Source organism: Pseudomonas sp. ABFPK (assembly GCF_001586765.1).
Lineage (GTDB): Bacteria > Pseudomonadota > Gammaproteobacteria > Pseudomonadales > Pseudomonadaceae > Aquipseudomonas > Aquipseudomonas asiatica.
In genome coordinates, this window is sequence record NZ_LQXW01000008.1 from 72165 (window position 1) to 88442 (window position 16278).

Here is a 16278-nt window from a genome sequence, read left to right on the forward strand (position 1 = left end):
CCCGTCGGCTGGTGCATTCCCCTGTAGGAGCGGCCTTGTGCCGCGAATGGGGCGTAAAGCGCCCCCGCTTTTTTGTCACACTGTCAAACCCGGTCCGCCCCTTACGAGGGCAACCACTGGAGATCCTGCTTCATGTCCCAACCCATCGTCGTCGCGGCGCTGTACAAGTTCGTCACCCTGGAAGACTACGTCGAGCTGCGCGAGCCGCTGCTCAAGACCATGCTCGACAACAACGTCAAGGGCACCCTGCTGCTGGCCCACGAGGGCATCAACGGCACCGTGTCGGCCACCCGCGAAGGCATCGACGGCCTGCTGGCCTGGCTGCGCAACGACCCACGCCTGGCCGATGTCGACCACAAGGAATCGTACTGCGACGAACAGCCGTTCTACCGCACCAAGGTCAAGCTCAAGAAAGAGATCGTAACCCTCGGCGTACCGGGCGTGGACCCGAACCAGGCGGTCGGCACCTACGTCGAGCCCAAGGACTGGAACGCGCTGATCAGCGACCCGGAAGTACTGCTGATCGACACCCGCAACGACTATGAAGTGGCCATCGGCACCTTCAAGGGCGCCATCGACCCGAAGACCGAAACCTTCCGCGAGTTCCCCGACTACATCAAGGCCAACTTCGACCCCAGCAAGCACAAGAAGGTTGCCATGTTCTGTACCGGCGGTATCCGTTGCGAAAAAGCCTCCAGCTACATGCTCGGTGAAGGCTTCGAGGAGGTCTATCATCTTAAGGGCGGCATCCTGAAATACTTCGAGGAAGTGCCTCAGGAAGAAAGCCTGTGGGACGGCGACTGCTTCGTCTTCGACAACCGCGTTACGGTGCGCCATGACCTGAGCGAAGGCGAGTACGACCAGTGCCACGCCTGCCGCCACCCGATCAACGCAGAGGAGCGCGCGTCCGAGCACTATTCGCCAGGGGTCAGCTGCCCGCACTGCTGGGACACCCTGAGCGAGAAGACCCGGCGTAGCGCCATCGACCGGCAGAAGCAGATCGAGCTGGCCAAGGCCCGCAACCTGCCGCACCCGATCGGTTACAACTACAAAGCCGAGGCTTGATGCATGTCTGCACGCCTGATCTATGTGATGGACCCGATGTGCTCCTGGTGCTGGGGTTTCGCACCCGTGGCCGCGGCCCTGATCGCCCAGGCGCGTGACGCAGGCGTGCCCACCCGCCTGGTGCCAGGCGGGCTGCGTACCGGCGGCAGTGCCCTGGACAGCTCTACCCGCAAGTACATCCTTGAACACTGGCAGGCGGTGGCCGACGCCACCGGCCAGCCGTTCCGCTTCGAGGGGGCCATGCCCGACGGCTTCGTCTACGACACCGAGCCGGCCTGCCGTGCCCTGGTCACCGCCCGCGAGCTGGACGCCGAACGCGTCTGGCCGCTGCTGGCGCTGATCCAGCGTTCGTTCTACGAGCAGGGCGTGGACGTGACCATTGCGCCGCATCTGGTCGACCTGGCCGAACAGGCAGGCTTCGACCGCACCGTGTTCGCCGAGGCCTTCGCCTGTGCCGACACCCGCGCCGCCACTGCAGCCGATTTCAGCTGGGCCCAGGACCTGGGCATCGCCGGTTTCCCGACCTTGCTGGCCGAACGCAATGGCCAACTGGCCCTGCTGACCAACGGCTATCAGCCGCTGGAGCGCCTGCAACCCTTGCTCGGCCGCTGGCTGCAGCAGGCCGCCTGTGCTTGATGTGCCTGGGTCACCCGACCCGGTGCCGGGCAAGCCTCACACTGCGGCCGATCGACTGAGCTGGGCGGAAATCCGCCGCCTGGCCCTGCATCACAAGAAAAACCTCTGGTCCGCCAACTTCATTGCCGTATTGGCGGCCTGCTGCAGCGTGCCCATCCCGCTGTTGCTGCCGCTGCTGGTGGACGAAGTGCTGCTGGGCCACGGCGATGCCGCGCTGAAGTGGATGAACCACCTGCTGCCGTCCAGCTGGCAGGTGGCGGCGGGCTACATCGGCCTTATGTTGCTGCTGACCCTGTGCCTGCGCTTGGCCGCGCTGGCGTTCAACGTGATCCAGGCCAAGCTGTTCGCCGGCCTGGCCAAGGACATCGTCTATCGCCTGCGCATTCGCCTGATCGAGCGGCTCAAGCGCATCTCGCTGAAGGAATACGAAAGCCTGGGCAGCGGCACGGTAACCACTCACCTGGTCACCGACCTGGACACCCTCGACAAGTTCGTCGGCGAAACCCTGAGCCGCTTCCTGGTGGCCATGCTGACCCTGACCGGCACGGCGGCCATCCTGATCTGGATGCACTGGCAGCTGGCCATGCTGATATTGCTGTTCAACCCGCTGGTGATCTATTTCACCGTGCAGTTGGGCAAGCGCGTCAAGCACCTGAAAAAGCTCGAGAACGACAGCACCGCACGCTTTACCCAGGCGCTGGCGGAAACCCTCGACGCCATTCAGGAAATCCGCGCCGGTAACCGCCAGGGCTACTTCCTCGGTCGCCTTGGCCTGCGCGCCCGCGAAGTGCGGGACTACGCCGTGGACTCGCAGTGGAAAAGCGATGCCAGCGGCCGCGCCAGTGGCCTGCTGTTCCAGTTCGGCATCGATATCTTCCGCGCCGCGGCCATGCTCACCGTGCTGTTCTCCGACCTGTCGATCGGTCAGATGCTGGCGGTATTCAGCTACTTGTGGTTCATGATCGGCCCGGTGGAGCAGTTGCTCAACCTGCAATACGCCTACTACGCCGCCGGTGGTGCGCTGAGCCGCCTCAACGAACTGCTGGCACGCGACGACGAGCCGCAGTACCCGGCTGCCAGCGACCCGTTCGCCGGCCGCGAGACGGTGGGCATCGAAGTGCGCGACCTGCGCTTTGCCTATGCCGACGAGCCGGTGCTCGAGCACCTCGACCTGTCCATCGCCCCGGGCGAGAAGGTGGCGATAGTCGGCGCCAGCGGTGGCGGCAAGAGCACCCTGGTGCAGCTGTTGCTGGGGCTTTACAGCGCCCAGGCCGGCACCATCCGCTTTGGCGGTGCCAGCCTGCAGGAAATCGGCCTGGAAACCCTGCGTGAAAACGTCGCGGTGGTGTTGCAGCACCCTTCGCTGTTCAACGACACCGTGCGCGCCAACCTGACCATGGGCCGTGACTGCAGCGACGAGGCCTGCTGGCAGGCACTGCGCATCGCCCAGCTGGATGCCACCATCGCCGCCTTGCCGCAGGGCCTGGACAGTGTGGTGGGGCGCTCCGGCGTGCGCTTGTCCGGTGGCCAGCGCCAGCGCCTGGCCATTGCCCGCATGGTGCTGGCCGAACCCAAGGTGGTGATCCTCGACGAAGCCACCTCGGCCCTGGATGCCGCCACCGAATACAACCTGCACCAAGCCCTGGCGCGCTTCCTCAGCGGCCGCACCACACTGATCATCGCCCACCGTCTGTCGGCGGTGAAACAGGCCGACCGGGTGCTGGTGTTCGACGGCGGGCATGTGGCCGAGGATGGCGACCACCAGCAGCTGATTGCCGAGGGAGGGTTGTATGCCAAGCTTTACGGGCACCTGCAGCAGAGCTGAATTTGTGGCTGCCTGTGCGGGCCCTATCGCCGGCAAGCCAGCTCCCACAGGATTACCACAGGCCTGAGCGTTGTGGGGTACCTGTGGGAGCTGGCTTGCCGGCGATAGGGCCGGGAAGGCCGTGCGAAAACCCCCGGGTTTCCTGTCATAAAAAACCCAACCGCGAGGATGGCAAATGGCCTACGCTGTGCTTTGTCTGGGTTGATTTGCGCCTTATCTGCTCTGTGACAGGGACTCCATGAAGGGACATCGCACTCTAGAAGCGCCAAAGTTGCTCGGTATCACCTGGCCCTTCATCGCCGTTGTGGTCTTCCAGGTAGCCTTGGGCAGCCTGAGCCTTTATACGCTCTCTGCCGTGCGTGCCTACGTCGCGGGCGAAAGCCTGTGGTCCAAGGCGCAGAAAGACGCCATCTACTACCTCAACCTGTACGCCGAAACCCGCGACGACAGCACCTATCAGCGCTATCGCCAGGCCATCACCGTGCCCCAGGGCGACCACCAACTGCGCGAAGTGATGGACCAGCCCAGCCCCGACCTGGATGCCGCACGCCAGGCCGTGCTGCAAGGCGGTAACCACCCCGACGATGTCGAGCGGATCATCTGGTTCTACCGTAACTTTCGCAACGTAAGCTACATGCAGACGGCCATCGACTACTGGGACATCGGCGACGACTACCTGGGCAAGCTGGATATGCTGGCCGTGGAAATGCGCAGCAGCTTCGCCGCTGGCTCGGTCGACGCCCGCACGGTCAGCGACTGGAAGGCGCGCATCGTCACCATCAACGAAGGGGTAACCCCGGCCGCCAAGGCGTTCAGCGATGCCTTGGGCGAAGGCTCGCGCATGTTGCTGCGGGTGCTGCTGATCACCAACCTGCTGACCGCGATGTTCCTGATTGCCATTGCCTGGCGCCGCTCCAGCAAGCTGCTGGCCCAGCGCCAGGCCTTTGCCAGCGCCCTGCAAGAAGAAAAGGAGCGGGCGCAGATTACCCTGCAGGCCATTGGCGATGCGGTGATTACCACCGATGTGGAGGGCAGTATCGGCTACATGAACCCGGCCGCCGAACAACTGACCCACTGGCAGGCCGGCCAAGCCCAGGGCCTGCCGTTGTCGGCGCTGTTCAGCCTGGTGGACGAGCAGGCCGAGGAAGACGGCCGCAGCCTGGTCGAGCAGGTGCTCAGCGGCAGCCTCAAGGGTGGCGCCGAGCATGCCCGGCTGATCCAGCGCCTGGACGGCAGTACTGTGTCGGTCAACCTGGTCGGCTCGCCGATCGTCAATGACGGCCAGGTCAGCGGTATCGTGCTGGTGCTGCACGACATGACCCAGGAGCGCCAGTACATCGCCAACCTGTCCTGGCAGGCGACCCATGACGCCCTGACCGGCCTGGCCAACCGCCGCGAGTTCGAATACCGCCTGGAGCAGGCGCTCAATGACCTGGCGCGCCAGGCCGGGCGGCATTCGCTGATGTTCCTGGACCTCGACCAGTTCAAGCTGGTCAACGATACCTGCGGGCATGCCGCCGGCGACGAGCTGCTGCGGCACATCTGCGCCGTGCTGCAGTCCGGCCTGCGCGAGGGCGATACCCTGGCCCGGCTGGGTGGTGACGAATTCGGCGTGCTGCTGGAAAACTGCCCGCCCGACCAGGCCGAGCGCATTGCCGAGCAGCTGCGCCAGCTGGTGCAGAGCCTGCATTTCGTGTGGAAAGGGCGGCCGTTCGTCACCACCGTCAGCGTCGGCCTGGTGCACATGGCCCAGTCCCCCGGCACCCTCGAAACCTCGCTGCGCGCCGCCGACATGGCCTGCTACATGGCCAAGGAAAAGGGCCGCAACCGCGTGCAGGTGTACCATGCCGACGACAGCGAGCTGTCCATGCGCTTTGGTGAAATGGCCTGGATCCGGCGCTTGCACGTGGCCCTGGAAGAAAACCGCTTCTGCCTGTACGCCCAGGAAATCGCCCCGCTGAAAACCTTCGAAGGCCCCGGCCATATCGAGATCCTGCTGCGCCTGCACGACGAAAGCGGGCGTACCATCCTGCCCAGCAGCTTCATCCCGGCGGCCGAGCGCTACGGCCTGATGACCGCGCTGGACCGCTGGGTGGTGCGCAATGTGTTCCTGGTCATCCGCCAGTGCCTGGACGAAGGGCGCGAGGGGCCGCTGTCGATCTGCGCGATCAACCTGTCGGGGTCGAGTATCGGCGACGACAAGTTCCTCGAATACTTGCAACGCCTGTTCGTCGAATACGCTATTCCGCCACGGATGATCTGTTTCGAAATCACCGAAACCAGCGCCATAGCCAACCTTGGCAGTGCCATCCGCTTCATCAACGAGTTGAAGGGGTTGGGTTGTCGCTTCTCGCTCGACGATTTCTGCGCCGGCATGTCGTCGTTCGCCTATCTCAAGCATTTGCCCGTGGATTACCTGAAGATCGACGGAAGTTTCGTCAAGGACATGCTCGACGACCCGGTCAACCGGGCCATGGTCGAGGTCATCAACCACATCGGTCACGTAATGGGTAAGCGCACCATTGCCGAATTCGTCGAAACACCCTTGATCGAGCAGGCCTTGCAGGAAATTGGCGTGGATTATGCCCAGGGCTACCTCATCGAACGCCCCCAGGTGTTCACCTGTGACAGTCTGCAGCGCCAACGGATCGCCGCCCGGCCTCTGTTGCAGCGGGCACCTGGCACGTTTCGCTAGCTAGAAATCACAAGGATCAAGGAGCTGAAAGTGATTGACGCATTCGTTCGTATCGGGCCTTTGATGGATCCCGCCAGCTACCCCCAATGGGCCCAGCAACTGATTGAAGACTGCCGCGAGAGCAAGCGCCGGGTAGTCGAGCATGAGTTCTACGCGCGCCTGCGCGATGGCCAGTTGAAGCAATCGACCATCCGCCAGTACCTGATTGGTGGCTGGCCGGTGGTGGAGCAGTTCTCGCTGTACATGGCCCACAACCTGACCAAGACCCGCTATGGCCGGCACCAGGGCGAAGACATGGCGCGGCGCTGGCTGATGCGCAACATCCGTGTCGAGCTCAACCACGCCGACTATTGGGTGAACTGGTGCCAGGCGCATGGCGTGCACCTGCACGAGCTGCAGGCCCAGGAAGTGCCGCCTGAACTGAACGGCCTGAACGACTGGTGCTGGCGCGTGTGCGCCACCGAGAACCTGGCCATTTCCATGGCGGCGACCAACTACGCCATCGAAGGTGCGACCGGTGAATGGTCGGCGGTGGTGTGCTCCACCGACACCTATGCGCTGGGCTTCCCGGAGGACCAGCGCAAGCGGGCGATGAAGTGGCTGAAGATGCATGCCCAGTATGACGACGCGCACCCGTGGGAGGCGCTGGAGATCATCTGTACGCTGGCTGGCGAGAACCCGACCCTGGGGCTGCGCAATGAACTGCGCAAGGCGATTTGCAAAAGCTACGACTGCATGTACCTGTTCCTGGAACGGTGCATGCAGCTGGAAGGGCGCCAGCAAGGGCGCATGCGCCCGGTGTTGGCAGCGGGCTGATCGCTTTCCTGTCCCGGCCTCTTCGCGGGTAAACCCGCTCCCACAGTACTGCGCTGCCCTCATGGGCGGTGAATAACCCTGTGGGAGCGGGTTCACCCGCGAAAGGGCCGGTACAGGCAAAAGCCTTACTGGGCGTTGAACGCCTGCCCATTCACCCCTTTGCTGTCCGGCCCCATCAGGTACAGGTACACCGGCATGATCTCTTCCGGCAGCGGGTTGTTCTGCGGGTTTTCGCTAGGGTAGGCCTGTGCCCGCATCGCCGTGCGCGTGGCACCGGGGTTGATGCTGTTGGAGCGCACCGGTGCCACGCCTTCCAGTTCATCGGCCAGGGTTTGCATCAGGCCCTCGGTGGCGAACTTGGACACGCCATAGGCGCCCCAGTAGGCCCGGCCCTTGCGCCCGACGCTGCTGCTGGTGAACACCACCGAAGCGTCTTCCGACAGCTTCAGCAGCGGCAGCAGGGTGCTGGTGAGCATGAAGGTGGCATTGACGTTGATGTGCATGACGCGCATGAAGTTGTCACCCGACAGCTGCTCCAGCGGCGTACGTGGGCCGATGATCGAAGCGTTGTTCAGCAGGCCGTCGAGGCGGCCGAACTGGTCTTCGATCATTACCGCCAGTTCGTCGTACTGGTGGGGCAGGGCGGTTTCCAGGTTGAACGGGATCACCACCGGTTGCGGGTGCCCGGCGGCTTCGATCTGGTCGTAGACCTCGTTGAGGTTGGCCTCGGTCTTGCCCAGCAGCAGCACGGTAGCGCCAAGCGCAGCGTAGGCCTTGGCGGCAGCGGCGCCGATGCCGCGGCCGGCACCGGTAACCAGGATGACCCGGCCTTGCAGCAGGTCGGGGCGGGCGGTGTAGTCGAACATGGTAGGTCCTTCGAGTTCGTTGGCGCGGCACAGCCCCTGTGGGAGCGGGTGAACCCGCTCCCACAGGGGCTGTGCCGCGGTCTAGACGGGGTTCAGCAGCCGCACAGCGCGCTGTCGATCACCTTGCGCAGTTCCAGCGGGTGGTCCACCACCACATCGGCGCCCCAGTTGTTGGGGTTGTCCTCTGGATGAATATAGCCGTAGCGCACCGCTGCCGTGCGAGTGCCGGCGTCGCGGCCAGACTCGATGTCGCGCAGGTCGTCGCCGACGAACAGTACGCTGGCCGGGTCCAGGCCGAGGGTCTTGCAGGCGAGGATCAGCGGCTCGGGGTCGGGCTTGCTGTTCTTGACGTGGTCCGGGCAGATCAGCAGCGCCGAACGCTCGGCCAGGCCCAGTTGCTGCATGATCGGCTCGGCGAAGCGCACCGGCTTGTTGGTGACCACACCCCACAGCAGGTTGCCTTTCTCGATGTCGGCCAGCAGCTCGGCCATGCCGTCGAACAGCTTGCTGTGCACCGCGCAGTCACGCTGGTAGCGCTCGAGGAACTCAAGGCGCAGGGCTTCGAAGCCCTCGGCCTCCGGGCTGATGGCGAAGGTCGCGGCGACCATCGCGCGGGCACCGCCGGAGATCACGTCGCGGATCACCTTGTCATCGACGGCCGGCAGGCCGCGCTCGGCGAGCATGGCCTGGCAGATGGCGATGAAGTCCGGCGCCGTGTCGAGCAAGGTGCCGTCCATGTCGAAGAGTACTGCTCGCAAACTCATGTTTATTCCTCGCGCAGGGTCTGGACCATGTAGTTGACGTCGACGTCGCTGCTGAGCTTGTAGTGCTTGGTCAGTGGGTTGTAGGTCAGGCCGATGATGTCTTTCACCTGCAGGCCGGCAACGCGGCTCCAGGCGCCCAGCTCGGACGGGCGGATGAACTTCTTGAAGTCGTGGGTGCCGCGCGGCAGCATCTTCAGGATGTACTCGGCGCCGACGATGGCCAGCAGGTAGGCCTTGGGGTTGCGGTTGATGGTGGAGAAGAACACCTGGCCGCCAGGCTTGACCATGCGGTAGCAGGCGCGGATGACCGAAGACGGGTCGGGCACGTGCTCGAGCATTTCCAGGCAGGTGACCACGTCGAACTGTTCGGGCATTTCCTCGGCCAGGGCTTCGGCGGTGATCTGCCGGTATTCCACCTGCACGCCCGACTCCAGCTGGTGCAGCTGGGCCACGGCCAGTGGCGCCTCGCCCATGTCGATGCCGGTGACCGTGGCGCCGCGCAGGGCCATCGCCTCGCTGAGGATGCCGCCGCCGCAACCCACGTCCAGCACCTTCTTGCCGGCGAGGCTGACGCGCTCGTCGATCCAGTTGACGCGCAGCGGGTTGATTTCGTGCAGCGGCTTGAACTCGCTTTCGCGGTCCCACCAGCGGTGGGCCAGCGCTTCGAACTTGGCGATTTCGGCGCGGTCGACGTTGCTCATTAGAACAGTCCTCTGAAACTTCGCAAAATTGCGCCGGAGTATACCCGAGCGCTCGGCCCCGAGGGTCGCTATAATCGCCGGCTTTTGATATCCGAACGACGGGGAGAGGCGATGCGCGAGCGACTTTTGGCGGCGGAGAAGGTGACCGGGATCCGCTGGCAGGGCGGCGTCCTGCACCTGCTCGACCAGCGCCTGCTGCCGTCGGAAGAGCGCTGGCTGGCCTGCGACAATGTCGCGCAGGTTGCAGCGGCGATCCGCGACATGGCCGTGCGCGGCGCCTCGGCCATCGGCATTGCCGCGGCCTATGGCCTGGTGCTGGCCCTGGAAGAGCGGCTGGCCGAGGGCGGCGACTGGGAAATGGACCTGGAGGAAGACTTCCTTGTCCTGGCTGAAGCGCGCCCTACCGCCGCCAACCTGTTCTGGGCGCTGAACCGCATGCGTGAGCGCCTGCAGCGCCTGCGTCAGGACGAAGACGTGCTGGCGGCGCTGGAGGCCGAAGCGGTGGCCATCCACGAGAGCGATCGCGAGGCCAACCTGACCATGGCCCAGTACGGTATCGAGCTGATTCGTCGCCACCAGGGCAACGCCCAGATCCTGCTCACCTATGGCAACGCCGGTGCTTTGGCCTGTGGTGGTTTCGGTACCGCACTGGGGGTGATCCGTGCCGGTTACCTGGAGGGCATGGTCGAGCGTGTATACGCTGGCGAGACCCGCCCCTGGTTGCATGGCTCGCGCCTGACCGCCTGGGAACTGGCCAACGAGGGCGTCCCGGTGACCCTGTGCGCCGACTCGGCGCTGGCCCACCTGATGAAAAGCAAGGGCATCACCTGGGTGGTGGTGGGCGCGGATTGCATCGCCGCCAACGGCGACGTGGCCAGCAAGATCGGCACCTATCAGCTGGCGGTCAGCGCCATGCATCACGGCGTACGGTTCATGGTGGTGGCGCCGAGCACCAGCATCGACCTGAACCTGGCCACGGGCGAGGACATCCCGCTGGAAGAGCGCGCTGCCGACGAGTTGCTGGACATTGGCGGCACCCGCGTGGCGCCGGATGTCGAGGTGTTCAACCCGGTATTCGACGTGACCCCGGCCGACCTGATCGACGTGATCGTGACCGAGCGCGGCATCGTCGAGCGGCCGGATGCCGCCAAGCTGGCGCAATTGATCTGCCGCAAGCGCCTGCACTGATATTCGTGGCGCCTGTGCCGGCCTCTTCGCGGGTAAACCCGCTCCCACAGGGATAGCACAAGGCCTGAGGGCGGTGGTGTACCTGTGGGAGCGGGTTTACCCGCGAAGAGGTCGGCACAGGCTATAAAAAATCCAGATTCAACCTCGTGTGAGGCCACCTGCCACATCTCCCCACCGCCCCTGCCTTTGTGATAACATCCGGCAGTTTCCAAGACCGCCCACCACGGCGGCCTTCATTGCGCAGATCCATGGCACAACTCATTGATTTGTCGTAAGTCGTCGCACCCTTATGCGCTGCGGCGGCGAGCTTCGTTCGGCCCTTGATGGAGCTGCGAAGTTTCACCAGAAAAAGGAATCAGGCTTCTCATGGGCGAACTGGCCAAAGAAATCCTCCCGGTCAATATCGAAGACGAACTGAGACAGTCTTACCTCGACTACGCGATGAGCGTGATTGTCGGGCGAGCGCTGCCCGATGCGCGTGACGGCTTGAAGCCCGTGCATCGTCGCGTTCTCTATGCGATGAGCGAACTGGGCAACGACTGGAACAAGCCGTACAAGAAATCCGCCCGTGTGGTCGGTGACGTGATCGGTAAGTACCACCCGCACGGCGACATCGCGGTCTACGACACCATCGTGCGTATGGCCCAGCCGTTCTCGCTGCGCTACCTGCTGGTCGACGGCCAGGGCAACTTCGGTTCGGTGGACGGCGACAACGCCGCAGCCATGCGATACACCGAAGTGCGCATGGCCAAGCTGGCCCACGAGCTGCTGGCCGACCTGCACAAGGAGACCGTCGACTGGGTGCCCAACTACGACGGCACCGAGCAGATCCCGGCGGTCATGCCGACCCGTATTCCCAACCTGCTGGTCAACGGTTCCAGCGGTATCGCCGTGGGCATGGCGACCAACATCCCGCCGCACAACCTCGGCGAGGTCATCGATGGCTGCCTGGCACTCATCGACAACCCCGAAGTCACCATCGATGAGCTGATGCAGCACATCCCTGGCCCCGACTTCCCGACTGCCGGCCTTATCAATGGTCGCCAGGGCATCATCGAGGCCTATCGCACCGGCCGTGGCCGCATCTACATGCGCGCCCGTTCCGAGATCGAAGACATCGACAAGGTCGGTGGTCGCCAGCAGATCGTGGTTACCGAGCTGCCGTACCAGCTGAACAAGGCTCGTCTGATCGAAAAGATCGCCGAGCTGGTCAAAGAGAAGAAGATCGAAGGCATCACCGAGCTGCGCGACGAGTCCGACAAGGACGGCATGCGCATCGTCATCGAGCTGCGTCGCGGCGAGGTGCCGGAGGTGGTGCTCAACAACCTCTACCAGCAAACCCAGCTGCAGAGCGTATTCGGTATCAACGTGGTGGCCCTGGTCGACGGCCGTCCGCGCCTGCTCAACCTCAAGGACCTGCTCGAAGCGTTCGTCCGTCACCGCCGTGAAGTGGTGACCCGTCGTACCGTGTTCGAGCTGCGCAAGGCCCGCGAGCGCGGCCATATCCTCGAAGGCCAGGCGGTCGCGCTGTCCAACATCGACCCGGTCATCGCCCTGATCAAGGCCTCGCCGACCCCGTCCGAGGCCAAGGAAGCCCTGATCTCCACTGCCTGGGAATCCAGTGCCGTGCAGGTCATGGTCGAGCGCGCCGGCGCCGATTCCTGCCGCCCCGAGGACCTGCCGGAGCAGTACGGCCTGCGTGAAGGCAAGTACTACCTGTCGCCGGAACAGGCCCAGGCCATTCTCGACCTGCGCCTGCACCGCCTGACCGGCCTGGAGCACGAGAAGCTGCTGGCCGAGTACCAGGAAATCCTCGAGCAGATCGGCGAACTGATCCGCATCCTCAGCAGCGCCGAGCGCCTGATGGAAGTGATCCGCGAAGAGCTGGAAGCCATCCGCGCCGAATATGGCGATGCCCGCCGTACCGAAATCCTCGATGCGCGCCACGACCTCAACTACGGCGACATGATCCCGGAAGAAGAGCGCGTGGTGACCATCTCCCACGGCGGCTACGCCAAGACCCAGCCGCTGTCCGCCTACCAGGCCCAGCGCCGTGGCGGCAAAGGCAAGTCGGCTACCGGGGTGAAGGACGAGGACTACGTCGAGCACCTGCTGGTTGCCAACAGCCATGCCACCTTGCTGCTGTTCTCCAGCAAGGGCAAGGTGTACTGGCTGAAGACCTACGACATCCCTGAAGCGTCCCGCGCCGCCCGCGGCCGCCCGCTGGTCAACCTGTTGCCGCTGGAGGAAGGTGAGCGCATCACCGCCATGCTGCAGATCGACCTCGAGGCCCTGCAGCAGAACGCTGACGCCGACGAAGAGCTGGAGGACGCGGAAGACACCGTGCTCGAAGGCGAAGTGGTCGAGGCCGAGGAAGTGGACGAGGAAGACGGCGATACCCCTGAGTGGGTGGCCGAGCCGACCGGCGCCTACATCTTCATGGCCACCGCTTCGGGTACCGTGAAGAAGACCCCGCTGGTGCAGTTCGCCCGTCCGCGCTCCAACGGCCTGATCGCCCTGAAGCTGAAGGAAGGTGACACCCTGATCGCCGCGGCCATCACCGACGGCGCCAAGGAGGTCATGATGTTCTCCGACGCCGGCAAGGTGATCCGCTTCGCTGAAAGCGTGGTGCGCGAGATGGGCCGTAACGCCCGTGGCGTGCGCGGCATGAAGCTGGGCAAGGGCCAGCAGATCATCTCCATGCTGATCCCGGAATCTGGCGCGCAGATCCTCACCGCCTCCGAGCGTGGCTTCGGCAAGCGCACTCCGCTGTCCAAGTTCCCGCGTCGCGGCCGTGGTGGCCAGGGTGTGATCGCCATGGGCACCAAGGGGCGCAACGGTCTGCTGATCGGTGCCATCCAGGTGCAGGAAGGTGAGGAGATCATGCTGATCTCCGACCAGGGCACGCTGGTGCGTACCCGCGTTGGCGAGGTGTCCAGCCTGGGCCGCAACACTCAGGGCGTGACCTTGATCAAGCTGGCTACCGACGAGACACTGGTGGGCCTGGAGCGTATCCAGGAGCCTTCCGAGGACGAACTCGATGATGTGATCGAGGCGGGTGAAGAGGGCGTCGAGGCTGAAGTGCCAGACAACGAAGAAGCTGCTGGCGCCGAAGAGGCCCCGCAGGAGTAAGCAAGCGTAAAACCCGAACGGGGCGACCAAGGTCGCCCCGTTTGACTGATTACAGCAGGCAATGGCTGGCCCTGAAGGGGCATGCTGTTTTTGTAGGAGCAGCCTTGTGCTGCGAATGGGACGCGAAGCGGCCCCGGAATTTCAGCGTCAACGCATGGATAGCCGGGGCCGCTACGCGTCCCATTCGCAGCACAAGGCTGCTCCTACAAGAGCGATGCGAGGCCTGCAAGAAACGAATTTGTACCATTTGGCAGAGCGAGAGTGGATGTGAGCAAACGAGCCTTTAACTTCTGCGCAGGCCCTGCCGCGCTTCCTGACGCTGTTCTGCAGCGCGCCCAGGCCGAGATGCTGGATTGGCGTGGCAAGGGCTTGTCGGTGATGGAAATGAGCCATCGTAGCGACGATTACGTGGCCATCGCCGAAAAGGCCGAGCAGGACCTGCGTGACCTGCTGTCCGTCCCCTCCAACTACAAGGTGCTGTTCCTGCAGGGCGGCGCCAGCCAGCAGTTCGCCGAAATCCCGCTGAACCTGCTGCCGGAAAACGGCACCGCCGACTACATCGAGACCGGCATCTGGTCGAAAAAGGCCATCGAGGAAGGGCGCCGCTTCGGCAACGTCAACGTCGCCGCCAGCGCCAAGCCCTACGACTACCTGGCCATCCCGGGCCAGAACGAGTGGAAGCTGACCAAGAACGCTGCCTACGTGCACTATGCGTCCAACGAGACCATTGGTGGCCTGCAGTTCGACTGGGTGCCGGAAACCGGTGACGTGCCACTGGTGGTCGACATGTCGTCCGACATCCTCTCGCGCCCGATCGACGTGTCGCAGTACGGCCTGATCTACGCCGGCGCGCAGAAGAACATCGGCCCGAGCGGCCTGGTAGTGGTGATCGTGCGCGAAGACCTGCTGGGCCGCGCCCGCAGCAGCTGCCCGACCATGCTCGACTACAAGGTCTCGGCCGACAACGGCTCGATGTACAACACCCCGGCCACCTACTCCTGGTACCTCTCGGGCCTGGTGTTCGAGTGGCTGAAAGAGCAGGGTGGCGTCGATGCCATGGAACAGCGCAACCGCGCCAAGAAAGACCGCCTGTACGGCTTCATCGACAGCAGCGAGTTCTACACCAACCCGATCAGCCACAACGCCCGTTCGTGGATGAACGTGCCGTTCCGCCTGGCTGACGAGCGCCTGGACAAGGCCTTCCTCGCCGGCGCCGATGCCCGTGGCCTGCTCAACCTCAAGGGCCACCGTTCGGTAGGCGGCATGCGCGCCTCGATCTACAACGCCCTGGGCCTTGAAGCGGTCGAAGCCCTGGTGGCCTACATGGCCGAATTCGAGAAGGAGCACGGCTGATGTCCGAGCACGAACTGAAGGCGTTGCGCGTTCGCATCGACAGCCTCGACGAGAAGATCCTCGAGCTGATCAGCGAGCGCGCCCGGTGCGCCCAGGAAGTGGCCAAGGTCAAGACCGCCTCGCTGGCGGAAGGCGAAAAGCCGGTGTTCTACCGCCCTGAGCGTGAAGCCGCCGTGCTCAAGCGCGTGATGGAGCGCAACAAGGGGCCGCTGGACAACGAAGAGATGGCGCGGCTGTTCCGCGAAATCATGTCGTCGTGCCTGGCCCTGGAAGAGCCGCTGAAAATCGCCTACCTCGGCCCAGAAGGCACCTTCACCCAGGCTGCGGCCATGAAGCACTTCGGCCACGCGGTGATCAGCCGGCCGATGGCGGCCATCGACGAAGTGTTCCGCGAAGTGGCGGCTGGTGCCGTCAACTTCGGCGTTGTGCCGGTGGAAAACTCCACCGAAGGCGCGGTCAGCCACACCCTGGACAGCTTCCTCGAGCACGACATGGTGATTTGCGGCGAGGTCGAGCTGCGCATTCACCACCACCTGCTGGTGGGCGAGAACACCAAGACCGACAGCATCACCCGCATCTACTCCCACGCCCAGTCGCTGGCCCAGTGCCGCAAGTGGCTGGACGCGCACTACCCGAACGTGGAGCGCGTGGCCGTGTCGAGCAATGCCGAGGCAGCCAAGCGGGTCAAGGGCGAGTGGAATTCGGCGGCGATCGCCGGCGACATGGCGGCCAACCTGTACGGGTTGACTCGCCTGGCCGAGAAGATCGAAGACCGCCCGGACAACTCCACGCGCTTCCTGATGATCGGTAACCAGGAAGTACCGCCGACCGGCGACGACAAGACCTCGATCATCGTTTCGATGAGCAACAAGCCGGGTGCCTTGCACGAGCTGCTGGTACCGTTCCACCAGAACGGCATCGACCTGACTCGCATCGAGACCCGCCCGTCGCGTAGCGGCAAGTGGACCTACGTGTTCTTCATCGACTTCGTCGGCCACCACCGCGACCCGCTGATCAAGGCGGTGCTCGAGCAGATCAGCCAGGAGGCTGTGGCGCTGAAGGTGCTGGGGTCGTATCCGAAGGCGGTGCTTTGATCGAAGATTGCCGGGGCCGCTGTGCGGCCCATCGCGACACGAGGCCGCTCCTACAGGTATTGTGCAGGCCTCGAAACTGTACTGGCCCTTGTAGGAGCGGCCTTGTGCCGCGATGGGCTGCAAGGCAGCCCCAATGGCCCTCA

Annotated in this window: 12 protein-coding genes; 9 read left to right on the forward strand and 3 right to left on the reverse strand. The window is 64.2% G+C overall.

The annotated features are described in order from the left end of the window. Positions 1-132: 132 nt before the first annotated feature. From WM94_RS07370 to WM94_RS07390, 5 genes are all read left to right on the forward strand, one after another. Complete coding sequence (locus tag WM94_RS07370) at positions 133-1065, forward strand: rhodanese-related sulfurtransferase (protein ID WP_013971443.1); 933 nt, start codon at positions 133-135, stop codon at positions 1063-1065. A 3-nt stretch (positions 1066-1068) separates the two neighbouring features. Next, the gene (locus tag WM94_RS07375; protein WP_015269296.1) at positions 1069-1701 is read left to right on the forward strand and encodes a DsbA family protein; all 633 of its coding nucleotides are present in this window, start codon (positions 1069-1071) and stop codon (positions 1699-1701) included. After that, positions 1694-3526, forward strand: coding sequence for an ABC transporter ATP-binding protein (locus WM94_RS07380; RefSeq protein WP_039614565.1), 1833 nt, complete (start codon positions 1694-1696; stop codon positions 3524-3526). The genes WM94_RS07375 and WM94_RS07380 overlap by 8 nt, the downstream gene beginning before the upstream one ends. 238 nt (positions 3527-3764) lie before the next feature. Next, on the forward strand, positions 3765-6221 hold the full coding sequence (locus WM94_RS07385) for an EAL domain-containing protein (RefSeq protein ID WP_061550827.1): 2457 nt from the start codon (positions 3765-3767) through the stop codon (positions 6219-6221). Positions 6222-6251: 30 nt separating this feature from the next. Continuing rightward, positions 6252-7037: a TenA family transcriptional regulator gene (locus WM94_RS07390; RefSeq protein WP_015269299.1), complete on the forward strand. Its 786-nt coding sequence runs from the start codon at positions 6252-6254 to the stop codon at positions 7035-7037. A 125-nt stretch (positions 7038-7162) separates the two neighbouring features. Here the strand turns inward: WM94_RS07390 and WM94_RS07395 are convergent, their stop codons facing one another. The 3 genes from WM94_RS07395 to ubiG all read right to left on the reverse strand — a co-directional run bounded on the left by WM94_RS07395 (position 7163) and on the right by ubiG (position 9368). Further along, positions 7163-7903, reverse strand: coding sequence for a YciK family oxidoreductase (locus tag WM94_RS07395; RefSeq protein WP_015269300.1), 741 nt, complete (start codon positions 7901-7903; stop codon positions 7163-7165). 92 nt (positions 7904-7995) lie between these two features. Beyond that, the gene (mupP, locus tag WM94_RS07400; protein ID WP_024086445.1) at positions 7996-8667 is read right to left on the reverse strand and encodes an N-acetylmuramic acid 6-phosphate phosphatase MupP; all 672 of its coding nucleotides are present in this window, start codon (positions 8665-8667) and stop codon (positions 7996-7998) included. A 2-nt stretch (positions 8668-8669) separates the two neighbouring features. Next, a complete protein-coding gene (gene ubiG / locus WM94_RS07405) occupies positions 8670-9368 on the reverse strand; it encodes a bifunctional 2-polyprenyl-6-hydroxyphenol methylase/3-demethylubiquinol 3-O-methyltransferase UbiG (protein WP_003260863.1) in 699 nt (232 codons plus the stop codon). Between the two features lie 111 nt (positions 9369-9479). On the opposite strand from ubiG, the gene mtnA reads away from it, so the two are divergent. From mtnA to pheA, 4 genes are all read left to right on the forward strand, one after another. After that, positions 9480-10556: an S-methyl-5-thioribose-1-phosphate isomerase gene (gene mtnA, locus WM94_RS07410; RefSeq protein ID WP_061550828.1), complete on the forward strand. Its 1077-nt coding sequence runs from the start codon at positions 9480-9482 to the stop codon at positions 10554-10556. Positions 10557-10922: 366 nt separating this feature from the next. Further along, positions 10923-13688, forward strand: a complete 2766-nt coding sequence (gene gyrA / locus WM94_RS07415; protein WP_061550829.1) for a DNA gyrase subunit A — start codon at positions 10923-10925, stop codon at positions 13686-13688. 267 nt (positions 13689-13955) lie between these two features. Next, entirely contained in the window at positions 13956-15041 is a 1086-nt protein-coding gene (serC, locus tag WM94_RS07420; protein WP_015269304.1) for a 3-phosphoserine/phosphohydroxythreonine transaminase, read from the forward strand. Beyond that, a complete protein-coding gene (gene pheA, locus WM94_RS07425) occupies positions 15041-16135 on the forward strand; it encodes a prephenate dehydratase (RefSeq protein ID WP_013971453.1) in 1095 nt (364 codons plus the stop codon). Before serC ends, pheA begins: the two co-directional genes overlap by 1 nt. The last annotated feature ends 143 nt before the right edge of the window (positions 16136-16278 follow it).